Origin of the sequence: Nonlabens sp. YIK11 (assembly GCF_001413925.1) — a bacterium.
Lineage (GTDB): Bacteria > Bacteroidota > Bacteroidia > Flavobacteriales > Flavobacteriaceae > Nonlabens.
Window position 1 is genome coordinate 1,802,424 of sequence record NZ_LBMJ01000001.1, and the last position, 19,977, is coordinate 1,822,400.

Consider the following 19,977-nt stretch of genomic DNA (forward strand, 5'->3'; position numbering starts at 1 on the left):
GGGACTTAGTATAGAAGCTATACTTTCCTATTTTTGAGAAGATCTAAAAGTACAAAATGAAGAACTTCTTATTATCCATATGCATTGTCGCTTTATGTGCAAGTTGTAACTCTAATAAAAACCCAGATACTGTTCCAACAGTGCAAGCTGAGACTTACTTTGATTGGGATGCAGCAAATGTATATTTTCTCTTGACAGATCGATTTAACAATGGGGACACTGCAAACGATACTATAGTCAAAAGAGATGAAGAAACTGCGGTTTTAAGAGGCTTTGAAGGCGGAGATTTTGCAGGAATACAGCAAAAAATAGAAGAAGATTACTTTACAGATCTAGGTGTGAATGCCATCTGGCTCACGCCCATTTTTGAACAAGTAAAAGGTGGCGTTGATGAAGGCACCGGCTTTACATATGCGTATCATGGATATTGGGCTAAAGACTGGACGGCAGTAGAGCCATCCTATGGTACCATGGAAGAATTTAAGGAACTTGTGAAAGCTGCTCATGGTAAGAACATCAGAATCTTACTCGACGTGGTAATAAATCACACAGGACCTGTAACAGCGCAAGATCCACAGTGGCCTGACGATTGGGTACGCACTGGACCTACCTGTACCTATCAGGATCAAGAAACTGCGGTAAGCTGTACGCTAACCAATAATTTACCAGACATAAGAACAGATAGCACTACCGAAGTTGAGCTACCACAACTACTAGCCGAAAAATGGAAGCAGGAAGGCCGTTATGAACAAGAGAAGGAAGAGTTGGACACATTCTTCAAAAACTCTGGACTGGCAAGAACACCTGTCAACTACATCATCAAATGGGTGACTGACTATGCTCGCGAGACCGGTGTGGATGGCTTTAGAATTGATACCGTTAAACATGTCGAAGAAGAAGTATGGACCACTTTCATAGAGCAATCCAGGATCGCATATGAAGAATGGAAAGACAATAATCCTGATGAGATGATTCATGATGATGAGTTCTTTATTCTTGGCGAACTCTACGGTTACTATGCTGCAGGTGGTCGGGATTATTATTTTAACGGCAATCCAGTCAATTACTTTGATTCTGGATACGATGCGATGATCAATTTTGGCTTTAAAGAAGATGCCAAAAAAGATTATAAATCACTGTTCACCCAATATCAGTCTATCATTGACAGTCTTAATGCTTCTACTACCACTAGTGATGTGGCATTTATGAACTACATCAGTTCCCATGATGATGGCCAGCCATTGGATCCCATGAGAGAAAATTCACTGGAAACTGGCACTAAACTTTTGCTAACCACGGGAATGTCACAAGTCTATTATGGTGATGAAACCGCAAGAGTTCTTATGGCAGAAAACGCACAAGGTGACGCTAATTTGCGTACCAACATGAATTGGGATGGTATTGATCAAAATACTTTAAGGCATTGGCAAAAACTGGGAACCTTTCGTAGTAAGCATCCAGCGGTTGGTGCTGGTAAGTCATATGATTTAGCTCATGATGGGCCTGGATATGTGACCGCCAGGCTTTATGAAAAAAATGACTACAAAGACGACGTCATCATAGGTGTTGGATTGCCTGATGGTAACACAACGATAGATGTTTCCAAAGTTTTCAAAGATCAAAAACAGCTCAATAATGCTTATACGGATCAAACCCTTGAAATCAAAAACGGTAGAGTAGAAGTAATGGCCCAAAATGGTGTCGTGCTCATCGAATCTCTCAAATAGATCTCTGTTGTCTTAAGAGTTCGCTTTCGCGAAAGCGAGCTTATCATTCTATCTTTATCTCATAGCAAAATCCCCTTTTTGGGGTATTTACTCGCGCTTTTATTTTAGTCATATTTGGTCTGAACCAAAACGATCATTATGTCTAAAACTTTACTTTACACCGCAATTCTATCTTTTGTAGGCTTTTTTTCGAGCGCACAATCAACTGGTTTTTTTACTGGAGCTTATCGTTTGAGCAGCAGCTCTAGCGCGTTGACAGGTCAACCTGTCTTTGATGAAGGTTTTGTTGAAGTGATTGAATTGTCCAACTCGAGATTTCGCTACATACAATTACAGCCATACCCAGGATTTGCACAGTCAGGTATCGTACTGACCCTCGATTTGATCGATAACGAAATAAGAATACCATTGACAGATACTGGTGTTCAATGCGGCGGTAACCCAAGCGTCTTGTTGGGGCCTGCGCAAAATGGAACGAATCCTTATAATGAAAGTGATGGCGATGAGAGTTTTGAAATCGTGATACTTGAAGATGCGAACAGTAGCTGTATTGCTCAACCGCAACCCGTAACGCTAACGTTTACCGCAGTTCCTGATGATGTGACAGTTGTTGTTGATGACGCATTTGAACAACACCTTATAGATATAGGTCTAGATGATGTTCTTGATGATTATGTACTTACCACTAATATAGAAACCGTTACCAGTCTTGAGATGGTGGAAAAAGGAATTACCGATTTAACTGGTATCAAAGCATTTACAGCTCTTGAATTGCTTGACGTTAATTCAAATGCTATAAGTCAATTGGATTTACAGGAAAATGCAGCTTTAACCACTTTAATTGCCGCAAATAATAACATAGGCGATAATTTTACCTTGCCCAACTCACTTCAATTACTGGAATTACAGAATAATGGAACTACACAGTCAGATTATTCTCAGTATGTAAACTTGACTACGCTTATCATATCTGACAATGCGATTAGTGCTAATCCTGTTTTTCCTTCAAATTTGGAAGTTCTTGATGTGAGCCGTAATGGCTTTACTGCTTTAGATGTTTCAAGCACCACATCACTAACTGACTTGAAGGCAGATGGAAACTTAAATTTGTTGGAAATCGATTTGCGTAATAATAACAACGCTAGCCTTTCCAACTTTAGTGCTGTGGATAATGTGTCTTTAGCTTGTGTCTCTGTTAGCGACGTGGATTATATGACGACGACTTTTCCTAGCGCGCTTGATGAAGGTGTGAATTATACTTTCAGTTGTACCAATACAAACCTGACTTTTGTTCCCGATGATAATTTTGAACAAGCTCTTATAGATCTTGGCCTTGATGATACACTTGACAACTACATATCAACCGAAACCGCACAAGGTGTTACCATTCTAAACCTAAACCAAAAAGGAATTTCAAACCTAAGAGGTCTAGAAAGCTTTACTTCATTAGACTCTTTATATATAAGCAATAATCCTCTGGACAGGCTTGACGTTAGTGATAAGCCTAATTTGAAGTTATTGTTTGCATCAGGTAGCTCTTTGTCATCCATTGATTTAACCAATAATACTGGACTTTTAAAATTAAACCTCGACTTTAATACAATATCTCAGATAGACTTAAGTGCAAATAGTAATCTGGAACTTTTCAGGATTCAGGCAAATCGAATTACTTCGCTTGATTTGAGTGGTGCCGTGGCGTTAAAACAGATTCTTGCTGGAGGAAACTCCTCGCTTGCTTCTTTAGATGTTTCACAAAACCCTAATCTTGAATACTTCGATGTTTTATTTTGCCCCAATGTAACTAGTGTCGATTTTACCAATAATCCAGAACTCAATTATTTTAGGGCTGGTTATGGACAAAATGGAGATCCTTCTACCGGTATTCAGTCATTAGATTTTTCCAACAATCCTAAAATGAAACAGATAATCTTTACTGGTAGTGGTATCACATCATTTGACCCCACTAATCTATTGGAACTTGAAACCCTATGGATGGATAACGCTAGATTAAGTGCCATAGATGTGACCCAGAATCAGTTACTTACCTATTTAAATGTGAGCAGAAACTCCATAAGCGAGCTGGATATTAGTCAAAACACAGAATTGCTCGAATTTTATGCTGCTAGCAACTTAATGACCCAAGTAGATGTCTCCAACAACGATAAGCTTACAAATCTAGATGTGAGCAGAAATGCTATTTCAGAACTTCTGGTAGATAACCTAACGCAATTATTTTTTATAGGTGCAGCGAGTAATAATCTGACCACTATGGATTTAAGTAATAATCCTAAGCTAGAGATCGTGTATTTAGATCGCAATCAATTGGTAAGCCTTAATATAGCTAACGGAGCAAACGAGTTACTACGTTTAAACGATCCAAACGATCCTAACCCTGATCTCTTCCGGTTTACTGCTATTGAAAATCCAGATCTCACCTGTGTTACAGTGAGCGATCTTGCCTATATGAACAATAATTTCCCAAATAACGTAGGAGCTGCAAGTTATTCTCTCGATTGTGATGATATAGGCTCTACACCATTATCTGATGATGGGCTTGAGCAGTTGCTGGTAGAATTGGGACTAGACGATTCTGTGGATGGTGAGATTGATAGTTCAACAGCAAATAATCTAAAGAGCCTTGTCCTGTCCAATGGAAATTTGGGAACATTCAATGATCTTGGGAAATTTCCGGCGCTGGAAAACTTAGAAGCTTCAGGAAATATGATCACCACGATCGATTTGAGTGGTAACCCTAATTTAATAGAAGTTGATTTGAGTGATAATAACCTAACCACAATTGACTTAACCAACAACCAGGAATTACAAACCCTCAACTTACAGAATAATGCTCTCACAGGATTGACATTGAAGTCAGCCACTGGTGAGTTGAAAACATCTTTTAGCGCCACTGCTCTAGAAGCACTTAAAGAACTGTATGTGGACAACAATCCGATTAGCGAATTAGACATAACTGCAAATACTAATCTAGAGGTTGTTTCTGCTCCTAATACAATGCTCACAGCTCTAGATGTTTCAAGCAACGGTAAGCTCAAAGATCTTCTGGTTTCAAATAATCAGATCACAGAACTCAATCTGGAGAATAACGCGCTATTGGAAACCATAAAAGTTAGCTCTAACAACTTGACTGATCTCACCACTTCAAACCTTTCAAACCTCGACGTTTTAGAGGCAGATTCGAATCAAATAGTGAGTCTGGACCTTAGTGCAAATTCCAATTTGAGGAAAATCATTGTAAATGACAATGCACTTACTTCTTTGAATCTGGATAATGGTGCAAATGAACTACTCTTGCCCAATAATCCACAAGAACCAGCTAACGAAGACCTGTGGTATTTCAATGCCAAAAACAACAGCGGTCTAAGTTGTGCCAAAGTGAGCAACGTGGATTATATGAGAAACAATTTTGGGTCCAATATTGACGCGACAACCAGTTTCAATGCAACATGTGGTACGGCAAGCATAGACTCGACAGATCTGATCATCAGCTTTTATCCTAATCCAGTAAACAACCAGCTTTACATCAACTCAAGCGTGGGAATTATTCAGAAGGTCAGAATTTACGACATAGCTGCGAGAGTATTGAAAACCGTACCTAGTAATGATTCTAGTGTGACTCTAAATCTTGGAGATCTTGCCACCGGTAATTACTTCATGGAAATCCATACAGATCAAGGAGTATCTAAGAAGCAATTTGTAAAAAAATAAGACCAGCAGTTTCAGATAATTGATAGTTCGACAAGTCTTTTTACAGTGAATGGGTATGTTAAAGAGTTCGCTTTCGCGAAAGCGAGCTCTTCATAAATATCGTCGCTCGTTAACATATTTTGGCAGTATCCAGATAAAATTGATATTTAGTTGGCTATCGTGCGTTGTAAACCTCAATATCTTTAAAATAAAAAGATATGAGCACAAAAAATTTATCCAACGACGAGGCACAACAGAAATATAAAAAAATGGTAGAAAGCATCGATTTTGCCATGATGCTAACACATTTAGACCAGACACCACTGCACGCGATACCTATGAGTACCAAGCGAGTGGATGACAATGGAACCACATATTTCCTGAGCAATGCAGACAGTGAACACAATGCCAATATTGAAAGCGATTCCAGATGTCAATTGCTGTATTCTGAAAAGCACTCCATGGAATTTTTAAGTGTCTATGGAAAGGCCGTGATAACACGTGACAAGGCTTTGATTCATGATTTATATTCTTCAAGTGATGACAATTGGTTTGATGGTAACGATGATCCTAATATTACGGTGATTACGTTCCACCCAGAAGAAGGTCACTATTGGGATTCAAAATCCAATGCTTTGGTGAGCTTATTCAAAATGGGCTATGGCGCCATCACTGGTGAAAAAATGGATGTAGGTGAATCTGGTAGTCTTGATAATATCTAGTAGATCAAGTGATCTAGAAGATTAAGTTTTTTCAATTACTAAACAGGAGTGACAAGTACAGATGGCAGATTACGATAAAGAAGAAGTTTGGGATGAATTTCAAACCAAACAAAATATGACGAGTAAAGAGTTGGAAGACTGGTTGGAAACTGACGAGTCTAAAAACGCTGGAAAGGAAATGGACAATGGTGAGACCATAGGTCATTCTAGTGGTCGTAGTATTTTGAAAATCAAGAGTAAAAACAAATCTGACCTGACTAGGGCGAACTGGGATAAGATCAATGAAACTGTAGGTTACTATCATCAGAACTTGCATGAATCCCAAAAGCCAAGCAGTGATGTGGAAACCAGCCCATGGTACTATGCCCTTAAAAATTGGGGACATGACGCTTTAAAATAATTGAAACAAAGAATTAGAAAAGCCCGATCGAATTGATCGGGCTTTTTTTATCCAATGCTTTTCTAAGGCTATGATGCCTTATCAAGCTGTCATTAGATTCCTAAGGCTTGACCGCCGCCTACTTGAATGGTTTCTGCAGTGAGGAATGCTGCATCTTTACTGGCTAGAAATGATACGACTCCAGCCACATCTTCAGGTTGACCAAGCCTACCTAGCATGATGTTATTGGCCCAGGATGCAAAGACTTCAGGTTTAGTTGATTTTATCTGCGCGTGGAAAGGCGTATCTATGGTTCCTGGAGATACCGCATTGACGCGTATTCCATATTCTGCAAGATCTTTTGCAAGAGCTCTTGTAATCGTGTGAACTCCAGCCTTAGGAGTTCCATAAATACCAGCGCCAGGTCCACCGGCATTCCATCCAGTATTAGAGGTGTAGTTGATAATGGTAGGATCTTCGCCTTTTTAAGAAACGGAATCGCAGCTCTAGAGGCAAAAAAACAGAGTCCAGATTCAAAGCCATCACAGACCGATAGAATTCCGTTGTCATTTCTTCAAATCTTGAACGGCCACCTAGACCACCAGCATTGTTGACCAGCACATCTATCTTACCGTATTTCTCACCTATTTTTTAATGTGGTCCGTTACAAGTTCATCTTTAGTAACGTCAAAGCCTACATACTCTGCTGTAATTCATTCAGCTTTTAATTCAGACACGCGATCTGCTCGAGCTTGATCATCGATACCGTTCAATACTACAGTATAACCATAATTACCTAACCTTTTTGCTATGGCAAATCCTATACCGCCAGTAGCTCCGGTTATGACGGCTATTTTTCTGTTTGATTCTTTAAAGTTCTAATTTTTAGTTTTGGTTATTTTCGTTCTGGTTGCAGTATTTATAAAGCTCTAAAAAGTGTGTTTTCATCATTGCATTTGCCGCAACCGCATCTTGTTCTTTGATGGTCTTATAAATCGCTTCATGCTGGCTTATATCTTTGATCGCCTGGTCTTTGCCGCAAAAGTGGTGTTTCTCAAAGTTTGTAATGATTCCTGGAGTTATGAATAACATCAAGGTTCTCAAGGTCGTGTTCCCACTAGCTCTCGCAATGGCCAGATGGAAAAGCAGGTCTTCCTGTACGGCGCTCTCACCATTGAGTACCTTTTCTTGATAGGCTTCCATCGCTGCTTTGATGTTCTTCAATTCTTCCTGCGATCTATTTTTAGCTGCAAGACAGACCGTTTTAAGCTCCAACAGAATTCTGGTTTCCACCAGCGATTTGAAATCAGGTGTTTCCAGGTCCATGATATCATCTATCATTCCATTCATCGCGGTCACGCCTATGTTTGCTACAAAGGTTCCGCTTTGAGGGACGCTATAGACAAGTCCATAGAATTCCAATTTTTGAATGGCTTCCCTAACAATATTTCTGGGTACCCGAAACTTGTCTGCAAGTACTCTTTCAGACGGCAATTTATCTCCAGGCTCCAGATTTTTATTGTTGATCAATTGCTTGATATCTGCAATGATCAATTTCTGGATGCTGGCCTTCTCATTGATTATGAATTTGTCTACTCTCACAATATTGGTTTTATTACATAAAATCTTCTCGTATTGGCGAGAATACATCGATCAACATACCAGCCTCAAGGCATAAAGCGCCGTGCATGACGTTAGTTGGAATGTAAAAACTGTCGCCAGTTTTCAATTTTTTAGTCTCGCCATCTATGGTCATTTCAAAAGCGCCACTCTCGACATAGGTCACTTGAGAATGATGATGCTGGTGCATCGCACCTACACCGCCTTTTTCAAAGTGCACTTTTACAAGCATGATCTTGTCGTCATAACCCATTATTTTGCGTTTCACGCCTTCACCTACGGTTTCCCATTCTTGATCTGCGTCAAAAAGAAACTCTTTACTTGTTCCGAATGATTTCATCTTCATATGAATTGATTTGACCATACCAATAGGGTCCGGTCCATTTATAATTTTTGTTATTAACTGTCATATCGTGATCGGTGTCCTTTTCATGATCTCTCAATGTCACGATGAGCATTTGCTAGATACCTTTTTTTTTAGTGGTTATTATCAAACCGACATAATCCTCATTGCTGGACACGACCTCTAGGTTGCTTAATCTGCCATAAGCACCACTGCTCAATTTTGATACGGGATCATAACTGCCGTGAGCTTCAATCGCCATGGCAAAAACGGCTTCTTTGGTAGTTGATTTACGCTGTATAACACCAGGCTTGACGGTAGACGGCCTTTTCTCAAATTCTTCCATATTATGCACCACTGGTGAATCTGTAACAGATTCGCAGGATGGAAAACAAAGAATTAGAAATAGAATAAGGCTAGGAGAAAGGTAGGATCTCATAAATTTGTGTCATGACAAACTGGTTAACCAATCTGCAAAACCAAATGTATGCATTAAAAATCATATTATAAAATGACCTTCAATAGATGTAAATTTTAATAAAAAGAACAGTTACAGTCTGCTAACTACTGCAACTCAATTGCGATGATCCTGGTTTTTTTCTTGCCCAATCGGGTCGTTTCACATACCAGTGATCCATTGATGGCTGGTCGTCATAAGGGTTTTTGAGCATCTCATTAACTTTATTCAACATTTTATAATTCCCAGCTTCGGCTTGATCGATGACCATTTGCGCGATGTAGTTGCGCAGCACATACTTAGGATTCGTTTGCTGCATTTGTTTTGTTCTCGCTTTCGCGAAAGCGGACTCTTTTTCAAGGCGTTTTACATATAAATTCAACCAGTCCATCCAACGGTTTTGGATAGGTGCAGGCATATCCTCAATGTCGTAATAGCTTTTGGAAATGGTTTGCCAGGCGCCGTCAGCGTTTGTAGTATGATCTACTGTGATGAGTTCTCTATAGAAAAGGGTCATGTCAGTCTCGTGTGCCACGAGCAGTTCCAATAATTCCTCAAAAAGGCTCTCATCCTGTGGCTCATAGGTTTGCAAACCAAGCTTTGCCTGCATCATTTGCCTACGTTGAATAGGATAAGACACTTTATAGGAATCCAGCACACGCTCCAGCGCTTTTGCATCCTCAATAAGCGGAAATAAGGCATTAGCCAACTGCCATAGATTCCAGAGACCGATTTCTGGCTGTGCGCCATATCGATAGCGTTTATGCTGATTATCTGTAGTGTTGGGCGTCCAGTTGGGATCATAATCATCCAGCCAGCCGTATGGCCCATAATCAATTGTCAATCCCAGAATGGATAGATTGTCCGTATTCATGACGCCATGCACAAAACCAACGCGTTGCCAGTGCATGATGGTGGTCAATGTGGATGTAGCAACTTCCTGAAAAAATGTGATGTATTTATCGGGATCTTTAGCATCAATATGAGGGAAGTGATGACGGATCGTATAATCCACCAGCTGCTGCAGTTCCTTGATCTCACCATTTGCAGCAAAAATCTGAAAATTTCCAAAACGTATAAATGATGGAGCCACACGACAGACTACTGCACCTTTCTCATAGGCGGCATTGCCATCATAAAACATGTCTCTATATACCTGCTCGCCGGTAACGGCAAGAGAAAGGGATCTCGTGGTAGGAATACCCAGATAATGCATGGCCTCGCTACACAAATGCTCACGTATGCTGGATCTAAGGACGGCATAACCATCACCACGCCTGGAATAAGGTGTAGGTCCAGCGCCTTTGAGCTGCAGTTGCCAGATCTTTTGGTCATTTTCTATCTCGCCTATGTTGATGGCTCTACCGTCACCCAATTGTCCAGCCCAATTCCCAAATTGATGACCACCATAATTCATGGCAAAGGACTTGTCATGGTAGTCGCCTTTACCAACCACCAAATTCTTAAATTCTTCGGTTTCCAGATCGCTTTTATTGTAACCTAATTCCTGAGACAATTCTTTGCTCACATGAATCAATTCAGGATTTTTGAATTGCTGGCAATCGACAAGGCTATAGTGCGATTGAGAAACTTTTCTAGGTTCTAAAACCCTAGACGGGTCTGCTGTGAGTTCGTTTGAAAAGGATGATGGCTGTAATGACTTCATAAAAGAACTTCTTTTTCCATTAAAGGTTTAAAGTCTAAAATTTAGCACACTTAAACCTTCACATTTGTTAATTAATTATATATTTGTGCGCCCTAAAATTTGAAATTGCATTGTTGAAATCTGTGCCGTAAGACCATGGTTTCAAGTGATATTATTTCGCACAAATTGCCCTATGAAAACACCACAGTCAGGTCTAAAGATAGCAAACGAACGCCACACTGATTCTGCTAGCATTTACTTCATTGACAATATCGCTATTGTAGAAATCATGCAGCATACGATTCTTGGAAAAACGGTGATGTCGCCCATTTTGGATGCCATTGAAGATCAATACAAAGATCTAAGCAACATTCATTATGTCTCCAATCGTACGGAAGCTTACTCCTTGAAACCCGTTGAGCTCAAAGAATTGAAACCGCGCATTGATCTATTTAAAAGTTACTCTGTAATTCTTTATGGACAGAGCGGTAAAACCAATCTTGATTTTGAACGCATGTTTCTCAATAAGCCTATTATCAAGTATCAAAACCTGGAAGAAGCCATTCTGGCTGCAAGAATAAAGGACGGCATCAAGCCTGAACTATTTCGTGACCAAGAGTAGCACGTGAGTTAGACACCTAACAAACGACCTTCTATCGTTAATATTGATTCAATTGTGGTGGTCAATCTTTAGGTTTTCATTTTCTTAGCCCACATGAATACCGAGACCGTTTCAGAAGAAAAATTCTCCTTTAAGCATTTGCCTAAATTACTTTGGGAAAGTGCCAAACAATGGAATCAAGATGATGTGTGGCAACTTTCTGCCAGTATCGCTTATTATGCCATTCTTTCCTTGCCGGGATTGCTTATCATATTAATCAGTCTGGTAGGTTTGATCTGGGATCAAGATATTGCTACCGGTAGATTGACCAGTAACCTTTCTGCACTTATAGGTTGGGACGCGGCAGAATATATCAACGAGATGCTCAAGGCAACGGAAAAGGATAATGGACTGGTCGCCTCACTTGTTGGTCTAGCGACCTTACTTTTTGGTGCCACAGGTCTTTTTTATCAATTACAAATCTCACTCAACAAGATCTGGAGACTTAAAATCAATCCTAAAACGCCATGGTGGAAGATCCTGACGGACCGTGCGAAAAGTTTTGGTTTCATACTCGTCGTGGGATTCCTCATTTTGATAAGTTTTATACTCTCTGCGATGATAGGTGTGCTGCAGGATGTGATCCAGGACAACTTTGCAGATTACCTCGTGTATGTCGCCTACATACTCAACTTTTTTATTGCGCTGGGTATCATTTCTGTGCTTTTTGGGTTGATGTTTAGATACCTGCCAGATGCCAATGTCAAGTGGAAGATGATCTGGCCTGGAGCCATTATCACAGGTTTGCTTTTTGAGCTGGGTAAATTCATGTTGGAGCTTTATTTTACCAATTCCTCACCAGCAAGTGCATATGGAGCCGCAGGTATTATCGTCCTGCTATTGCTTTGGGTCTCCTATAGTGCGCTTATACTTTTCTTTGGCGCAGAGTTTGTCAAAATCTATGCGCAGCGCTACGATCAAGGCATTTTCCCCAACAGCAAAGCCCTAAAATATCGCGAGGAAGTGGTCGAGATCGAGGTCCATCATCCCAAAAACTCTAAAACGACTTAGATCGATGTAAATCTTGAAATTGTTAGGAGTTCGCTTTCGCGAAAGCGAAAACCTACTCCAGCTTCTCTCTAATTCAAAAGCATAAAAGCAAGAATACCAGCGATATAACCAACTAACGCTAGTAAACTAATGTTCTTGAGATACCACATAAAATCGATCTTAAGAATTCCCATAATCGCCACGCCAGCCGCAGATCCTATAATCAAAATACTGCCACCGGTACCGGCACAATAGGCAAGAAGTTCCCAAAAGGTGTTGTCCACAGGATAGGTCTCCAGAGAATACATTCCCATGGCTGCGGCTACTAATGGGACGTTATCCACAATAGAGGACAGCACGCCTATAGCTGCGTTCACCGCATAGATATTGTTGAAATTCTCATCCAGAACCGTTGCCAGATCTACCAGATGCCCAGCAGACTGTAAACTGCCTACCGCGATCAAAATCCCTAGGAAAAACAGGATGCTAGGCGTATCGATCCTGCGCAAGACACCAGCAATGGTTAGAGAATGTTTGTGTTTTGCTGCTTTGGATTTATGAATAAGCTCCGTTAGAATCCACACAATCCCTAAACCGAATAATATTCCCAAAAACGGTGGTAGTCCCGTTAGACTTTTAAAAACCGGAACAAATAAGAGAACGCCTATTCCAACGAAGAAAACCACTTTCTTTTCATAATTGGTCACTGGCACGACCTCATGAGAGGTTTTGTGAGCAGATTCAATGTTCCCCTTAAATCTAAAGGACATGATCAATAATGGAACCAGCAAACAAACCATACTAGGTATAAAGATTTGGGTTATGATGTTAGAAGCTGTTACTTGACCACCTATCCATAACATGATCGTGGTGACATCACCAATAGGTGACCAGGCGCCACCAGCATTAGCGGCGATGATGAGTATTCCAGCAAACATCCAAAGATCTTTTTTGTCTTTGATCATTTTGCGCAGCAAGGCGGCCATGACAATGGCTGTTGTCAAATTGTCCAACGCTGCCGAAAGGAAAAAAGTTAGTATTCCCAATATCCACAATAGCTTCACCCTGTGCGTGGTTGTGATTCTATCTGTAATAATAGAGAAACCTTCATGAGCATCGATGATCTCTACAATAGTCATCGCACCCATCAGGAAGAAAAGTATTTCACCTATTTCTCCCAGGTGCTCTTTAAGTTGCTCATCAATCCAGCTGGTAGATTCTGAAGCTTCTATTTGAGGGATCAGGGAATCTGCCCCATAAACGAAAAGCACCCAACAAAGGGTGCCTGTAAGCAGTGCAATGGCGGCTTTATCAATTTTAAGGGAATGCTCCATGGCAATTCCCAAATAGCCTAAAACAAAAACGATAATAATTGCGATGTACATCGAAACCTGTTGAATTAAGAATCAAATATGCATCAAATTTAAATACGTGTGATCGCCATTATAAAAATTCTAAGAAATCAAAACTCACGTTTTTGCTCTAGTCTAAACGCGTGGTAAATCGTTGTCATCTTTAAGCGGTAAGCTAGAACTTCCCATCAAATACTTATCTACGTGATGTGCTGCCTGACGGCCTTCAGAAATGGCCCATACGATCAATGATTGACCTCTACGCATATCTCCAGCGGTAAATATTCCAGGAACGTTAGTCGCATAATCTTTGACGGTAGCCTTGATGTTGGTTCTAAAATCCATCTCGAGACCAAATTGATCTGCCAGAGTTTTTTCTGAGCCAGTGAAACCTAAAGCCAATAAAGCAAGATCACAATCCCATAGTTTTTCGGTTCCAGGCAATTCTTTCAATTCAGGTCGTTCACCATCTTTGAAAATCCATTCGACCTCAACGGTTTTTAATCCCGTAAGCTCTCCATCTTTGTTACCTATAAATTCTTTGGTAGAAACACTAAAAACACGTTCTACACCTTCTTTATGAGAAGAAGAGGTGCGCAGGCGCATGGGCCAATAGGGCCAAGGTTGGTTTGCAGGGCGACCTTCAGTAGGCTTGTCTAGAATTTCAAAGTTGGTCACGCTTTTAGCACCATGGCGGTTACTGGTACCTATACAATCAGATCCGGTATCACCACCACCTATAACGATGACATTTTTACCTGTCGCTTGAATGATGCCTTCAAAGTCGCACAAATTGTCCACATATTGGTTATTAGCTTTTAAGAAGTCCATAGCCTGAACCACACCTTTAAGATGGCTACCAGGAATGGGAATATTTCTTCTTACTGTGGCTCCACCACAAAGAACGATGGAGTCGTAATCTGCTTTTAAAGTTTCTACACTAACGTTGTCACCAACATGCGCATTGACTTTAAACTTGATGCCTTCATCCTTCATCACCGCAATACGTCTGTCGATCACGTGCTTCTCCATTTTAAAATCTGGAATACCGTACCTCAATAGACCACCCACTTTAGCATCACGCTCATAAACGGTGACATCGTGTCCAGCACGATTCAATTGCTGTGCGGCAGCAAGTCCTGCAGGACCAGAACCTATGACAGCCACTTTTTTGTCAGTTCTATTTTTTGGTGGATGGGCTTCAATCCAACCTTCCTTAAAGGCTGTTTCAACAATATTTTTCTCAATATTTTCAATACTTACAGGGTCTTCATTGATACCTAATACGCAAGCTTCCTCACAAGGTGCAGGGCAAAGTCGTCCCGTAAATTCTGGAAAATTGTTTGTGGAATGTAATATGCGCGATGCCTCTTTCCATTTACCCTTATATACGGCATCGTTAAAATCTGGAATGAGGTTTCCTAAGGGGCAACCACTATGGCAAAATGGTATCCCACAATCCATACAGCGAGCTCCTTGGCTCTTTAATTTTTCTTCTTCAAGTGGTATTTTAAATTCCTTGTAATTTTTGACACGCTCATCCGGCTGCACCGCTGGCTCATCAATACGTTCGTACTCTAAAAATCCTGTGATCTTTCCCATGTTCTCCTTCTACGTAGTTATTAAATTTTCTTCTTCCAATCTCAGCAAGGCTTGTCGATATTCTTCTGGCAATACTTTAAGGAAATGTGGTAGTTCCTGCTTCCAGTTTTCAAGTAATCGTTGAGCTAGCGGACTGAATGTAGCATTGTAATGCTGTTCTATCAAGTCCCTTAACTTATTGATGTCTTCAGCATCAGTTACTGGATCGATATTTAATCCTTCGGCATTCACTTGACGCTCAAAGGTTTTTTCTTTATCATATATGAAAGCAATACCGCCACTCATTCCTGCTCCAAAGTTTCGACCAACAGGTCCCAGAACAACGGCAACACCACCAGTCATGTATTCACAACCATGATCACCAATTCCTTCCACAACCGCTGTAGCACCCGAATTACGTACACAGAATCGCTCGCCGGCCTTACCATTGATGTAGGCTTCACCAGCTGTCGCGCCATATAAGGCCACATTTCCAATAATGACATTTTCTTCTGGCTTGATGGTAGCTTCCTCATGTACCTTCACAATCAGTTTTGCACCTGACAATCCTTTACCTATATAATCATTTGTGTTTCCAGTAACTGATAAGGTAAGGCCATGCGTCGCAAATGCTCCAAAACTTTGTCCTGCAGATCCTGAAAAATTGATTTTCAAGGTGTTTTCTGGTAATCCTTGAGAGCCGTAGATCTTAGAGATCTCGTTGCTAAGGATTGCTCCAACCGCACGGTCTTCATTCGTTATCTTAAAATCTAAAATGGTTTTCTCTTTTCTAAACAATGCTGGGTGCGCTTTACTTATGATTTCTAAATCCAACGCATCCTCCATCTGGTGATCCTGCTTTTCTGTATTGTAAAGTTTAGTTCCAGCTGGAACATCAATTTTGTGCAGAATAGGTGAGAGGTCTATACCACGGGTTTTATAAAAATCTATAGCTTTGTTTCGATCTAGCTTTCCTACCTGACCCACCATTTCATCTACTGTTCTAAATCCTAGTTGAGCCATAATCTCACGCAATTCCTGTGCAATGAAATACATGTAGTTCACCACGTGCTCTGGTTTTCCTTTGAATTTTTTGCGTAATTCTGGATTCTGTGTGGCGATACCAACAGGACAAGTGTTCAAGTGACAAACGCGCATCATGATACAGCCCGAAGCTACCAGCGGTGCGGTAGCAAACCCAAACTCTTCGGCGCCCAGCAAACATGCGACGGCAACGTCACGTCCAGTTTTCATTTGACCATCACATTCTACAACGATGCGGTTGCGTAAATCATTCATGGCTAGAGTCTGTTGAGCTTCAGCTAGTCCGAGTTCCCAAGGCAAACCACAGTGTTTGAGTGACGTAAGCGGCGATGCACCAGTACCACCATCAAAACCAGAGATCAAAACCACATCGGCCTTAGCTTTTGCCACACCAGCTGCAACAGTTCCGACACCAACCTCGCTTACCAACTTCACATTAATACGAGCTTCACGGTTAGCCGATTTCAAATCGTAAATCAATTGGGATAAGTCCTCAATCGAGTAAATATCGTGGTGTGGTGGTGGAGATATCAAACCAACGTAAGGTGTTGAATTCCTAGTTTTGGCAATTTGTGGATTTACTTTAGGTCCAGGCAACTGGCCACCTTCTCCAGGTTTTGCACCTTGCGCCATTTTGATTTGAATCTCTGAGGCATTGGTTAAGTAGTTAGAGGTTACTCCAAATCTACCAGAAGCCACTTGCTTGATCGCACTGTTTTTCCAGTCACCAGTGGCATCTTTATAGAAGCGTGATTCATCTTCACCGCCTTCACCGCTGTTGCTTTTACCACCTATACGGTTCATGGCTACGGCTAGATTTTCATGAGCCTCTGCACTAATAGATCCGTAGGACATCGCGCCTGTTTTGAATCGCTTCACAATATTGGTCCAAGGCTCTACTTCTTCTAATGGTATGGGATCAAAATTTGTAAATTCAAAAAGACCACGTATCGTCATCAATCGTCTGGATTGATCGTTGATAATTTCAGAATATTCCTTGTAGGTAGTTGCCTTGTTCGTACGAACGGCTTCCTGCAGTTTAGCCACGGACAAAGGATTGAACATGTGGTGCTCGCCATTACGTCTCCAGCGATACTCACCGCCCATTTCTAGGTCTAGACTTCCATCGATTTCTTGACGCTCATAAGCTTGTTTATAGCGTTTGTTGATCTCCTTTTCCAGCTGGTGCAATCCTACACCTTGAATTCTCGTGGTGGTTTTAGGGAAATAGGCATTCACAACCTCAGTGTTAATACCTATACATTCAAACAATTGCGCACCACGATAAGAATTGAGAGTGGATATCCCAATCTTGTTCATCACCTTCAAGATTCCTTTACCAACGGCTTTATTGTAATTTTCTATTGCTTCAAGAGGTGTGATGGAAGTATCGTTCAATTCCTCAAGCTGCTCTTCAATAATTTCATTGACCATATAAGGATTGACAGCGCTCGCACCATAACCAAACAATAATGCAAAATGGTGTACTTCTCGAGGTTCTGCAGATTCGATGATGATGCTAATCTTTGACCTAAGCCCCAATCGTTGTAATCCACTGTTGATATGGGAACAAGCAAGTAGGGCAGGAATAGGTGCAAGTTCTTTGCTTGTATTACGGTCTGATAAAATGATAATGTTGTATCCTTTTTTCGCTTTCGCGGAAGCGGTCTGCAACATCTCTTCAAGGGCATCTTCCAATCCATTGTGGCCACGTTTGATGTCGTACAACATTGGGATCTCGGTGATCTTGATATCTGGATTTTGGTAACTTTTTATTTTGTCCAGATCCTGCTTAGAAATTACGGGATTCTGAATCTTTAATTTTTTACAGTGTGCTTCACTAATTTCAAAGATGTTAGCGTCCTTCCCTAAGGTCAAACTTATGTCTGTAATGAGTTGCTCTCTTATACCATCCAACGGCGGATTTGTCACCTGTGCGAACAGCTGCTTGAAATAATTATAGATGAGTTGTGATCGCTGTGAAAGCACGGCAATAGGAGTATCGCTACCCATGGAACCAATGGGCTCCTTGCTGTTTTTGGCCATAGGCAATATGATGGTGTCCACATCTTCCTGTGTGTAACCAAAAACCACTTTGCGTTTTTCCAAGGTCTCCTCATTAAGAAAAACCGGGCAATCGTTATAAGGTATATCCTTTAAGTGAACGAGGTTTTCATTAAGCCATTTGCGGTACGGATGTTTAGCCGCTACGGCATTTTTGATTTCATCATCGTTGACGATGCGACCTTCTTTCATGTTTACCAAGAACATTTTCCCAGGCTCCAATCTACCGTGAAATTGTAGGTTGCTAGGCTCGATTTCTACCACGCCAGTTTCTGAGGACATGATCACATAACCATCCTTAGTCACGCTATATCTAGATGGGCGTAAACCATTTCTATCCAGTACGGCACCTATGTAAGTCCCGTCAGTAAATGGAATGGAGGCTGGACCATCCCAAGGCTCCATCAAACACGAATTGAATTCATAGAACGCTCGTTTCTCATCTGGCATATATGGGTTTTTCTCCCAAGCTTCTGGAACCAGCATCATCATTACTTCAGGAAGTGATCTACCGGTCATGAGCAATAATTCTACCACCATGTCCATGGATGCGCTATCTGATTTACCAGGCAACACTATAGGCAGGATTTCTTTTATATCATCGCCAAAGGCTTTGCTCTCCATCAACTCCTGTCTGGAAAACATTCTGGAGACATTACCTCTTAATGTATTAATTTCACCATTGTGACACATATACCTAAAAGGCTGTGCCAGATCCCAAGTTGGGAACGTATTGGTAGAAAAACGCTGGTGTACTAAGGCTAATCTGGTTACAAACGATGGATCGTTCAGGTCCTTGTAATAGCCTTTGATGTCACCTGGCATCAACAAACCTTTGTAGATTATAATCTTAGTAGAAAGACTAGGCAGATAAAACTTACCGCTTTCTGAAATTTTAGAGGAATAGATCTCGTGTTCTGCTTTTTTACGAGCGATAAAGAGCTTTCTGGTAAATTCAAAGTCAGATTGTTTATCGTCTGATTTTCCTATGAAAATCTGTTTGATAAAAGGTTCTGTAGTCGTTGCGATCTTACCCAAATGATTGGCGTCCACAGGAACGTCACGCCATCCTAAGATATTGAGACCCATTATATTCAAATGGTTTTCTAGCGTGTTTAAACAGTATTGACGCTGGTTGGACTTTTTGGGCAAAAAGACATTGCTCACGGCATAATTACCAGCCTTAGGCAACTTGAAATCCACATTTTTTAGAAAAAACTCGTGGGGTATATCTATCAAAATACCTGCACCATCACCGGTACGACCATCTGCACTCACGGCACCGCGATGTTCTAGTTTTTCTAGAATCTGTAATGCCTTGTGAATGATGTCATTAGACTTTTCTCCTTTAAGACTACAAATAAACCCAGCACCACAATTGTCGTGCTCGTATTCTGGATAATATAAACCTTGTTGCTTCAACATAAACCTTGCTTTTGAGTATCTAAAACTCTTAAATATATCCTAATATAAAGTAACCGTAACAATTTAAAAAATGGAAGGAACACTTTTGTCAGATCGGGAAAATGCTACTTGTCAGATTATTAAATCAAGATTTATACACCATCATCCTTGTCATATTCCTATTTGAAAAGACAGCTTCTTCAAGCTAGATCTGTTAATGCTAAAATGGTGGTTGCAGGTAGGATGGATGGATTTGTTTCGCTTTCGCGAAAGCGAACTCCAT

General features: G+C 40.8%; 13 protein-coding genes and 1 pseudogene. 6 read left to right on the plus strand and 8 right to left on the minus strand.

The annotated features are described in order from the left end of the window. The first annotated feature begins 56 nt into the window (after positions 1-56). From AAU57_RS08240 to AAU57_RS08255, 4 genes are all read left to right on the plus strand, one after another. Positions 57-1,727 (plus strand): alpha-amylase family glycosyl hydrolase, encoded by a 1,671-nt coding sequence (locus AAU57_RS08240; RefSeq protein ID WP_055412456.1) that lies wholly within the window; start codon positions 57-59, stop codon positions 1,725-1,727. Positions 1,728-1,865: 138 nt separating this feature from the next. Beyond that, on the plus strand, positions 1,866-5,453 hold the full coding sequence (locus AAU57_RS08245) for a T9SS type A sorting domain-containing protein (protein ID WP_055412457.1): 3,588 nt from the start codon (positions 1,866-1,868) through the stop codon (positions 5,451-5,453). 197 nt (positions 5,454-5,650) lie between these two features. Beyond that, positions 5,651-6,154 carry a pyridoxamine 5'-phosphate oxidase family protein gene (locus AAU57_RS08250; protein WP_055412458.1) on the plus strand — a complete coding sequence of 168 codons (504 nt, stop codon included), beginning with the start codon at positions 5,651-5,653 and terminating at the stop codon, positions 6,152-6,154. A gap of 61 nt (positions 6,155-6,215) precedes the next feature. Further along, entirely contained in the window at positions 6,216-6,554 is a 339-nt protein-coding gene (locus AAU57_RS08255) for a DUF3140 domain-containing protein (RefSeq protein ID WP_055412459.1), read from the plus strand. A 92-nt stretch (positions 6,555-6,646) separates the two neighbouring features. Here the strand turns inward: AAU57_RS08255 and AAU57_RS08260 are convergent. The 5 genes and pseudogenes from AAU57_RS08260 to AAU57_RS08280 form a co-directional block, all read right to left on the minus strand. After that, positions 6,647-7,387: pseudogene (locus tag AAU57_RS08260) on the minus strand (SDR family NAD(P)-dependent oxidoreductase). A 31-nt stretch (positions 7,388-7,418) separates the two neighbouring features. Further along, entirely contained in the window at positions 7,419-8,135 is a 717-nt protein-coding gene (locus AAU57_RS08265) for a FadR/GntR family transcriptional regulator (RefSeq protein WP_055413714.1), read from the minus strand. Between the two features lie 13 nt (positions 8,136-8,148). After that, entirely contained in the window at positions 8,149-8,493 is a 345-nt protein-coding gene (locus tag AAU57_RS08270; protein WP_055413715.1) for a cupin domain-containing protein, read from the minus strand. Positions 8,494-8,614: 121 nt separating this feature from the next. Then, positions 8,615-8,935 carry a hypothetical protein gene (locus AAU57_RS08275; protein ID WP_055412460.1) on the minus strand — a complete coding sequence of 107 codons (321 nt, stop codon included), beginning with the start codon at positions 8,933-8,935 and terminating at the stop codon, positions 8,615-8,617. A 121-nt stretch (positions 8,936-9,056) separates the two neighbouring features. Next, on the minus strand, positions 9,057-10,619 hold the full coding sequence (locus AAU57_RS08280) for a protein adenylyltransferase SelO (protein WP_055412461.1): 1,563 nt from the start codon (positions 10,617-10,619) through the stop codon (positions 9,057-9,059). Positions 10,620-10,791: 172 nt separating this feature from the next. Here AAU57_RS08280 and AAU57_RS08285 point away from each other — a divergent pair, with 172 nt between their 5' ends. After that, entirely contained in the window at positions 10,792-11,220 is a 429-nt protein-coding gene (locus AAU57_RS08285; protein ID WP_055412462.1) for a hypothetical protein, read from the plus strand. Positions 11,221-11,313: 93 nt separating this feature from the next. Continuing rightward, entirely contained in the window at positions 11,314-12,270 is a 957-nt protein-coding gene (locus AAU57_RS08290; RefSeq protein ID WP_055412463.1) for a YihY/virulence factor BrkB family protein, read from the plus strand. Between the two features lie 68 nt (positions 12,271-12,338). Here AAU57_RS08290 and nhaD read toward each other — a convergent pair whose 3' ends face one another. From nhaD to gltB, 3 genes are all read right to left on the minus strand, one after another. Next, positions 12,339-13,634, minus strand: a complete 1,296-nt coding sequence (nhaD, locus tag AAU57_RS08295) for a sodium:proton antiporter NhaD (RefSeq protein WP_055412464.1) — start codon at positions 13,632-13,634, stop codon at positions 12,339-12,341. Between the two features lie 102 nt (positions 13,635-13,736). Further along, a complete protein-coding gene (locus AAU57_RS08300; protein ID WP_055412465.1) occupies positions 13,737-15,203 on the minus strand; it encodes a glutamate synthase subunit beta in 1,467 nt (488 codons plus the stop codon). A gap of 9 nt (positions 15,204-15,212) precedes the next feature. Then, entirely contained in the window at positions 15,213-19,715 is a 4,503-nt protein-coding gene (gltB, locus tag AAU57_RS08305) for a glutamate synthase large subunit (protein WP_055412466.1), read from the minus strand. Positions 19,716-19,977 lie beyond the last annotated feature (262 nt).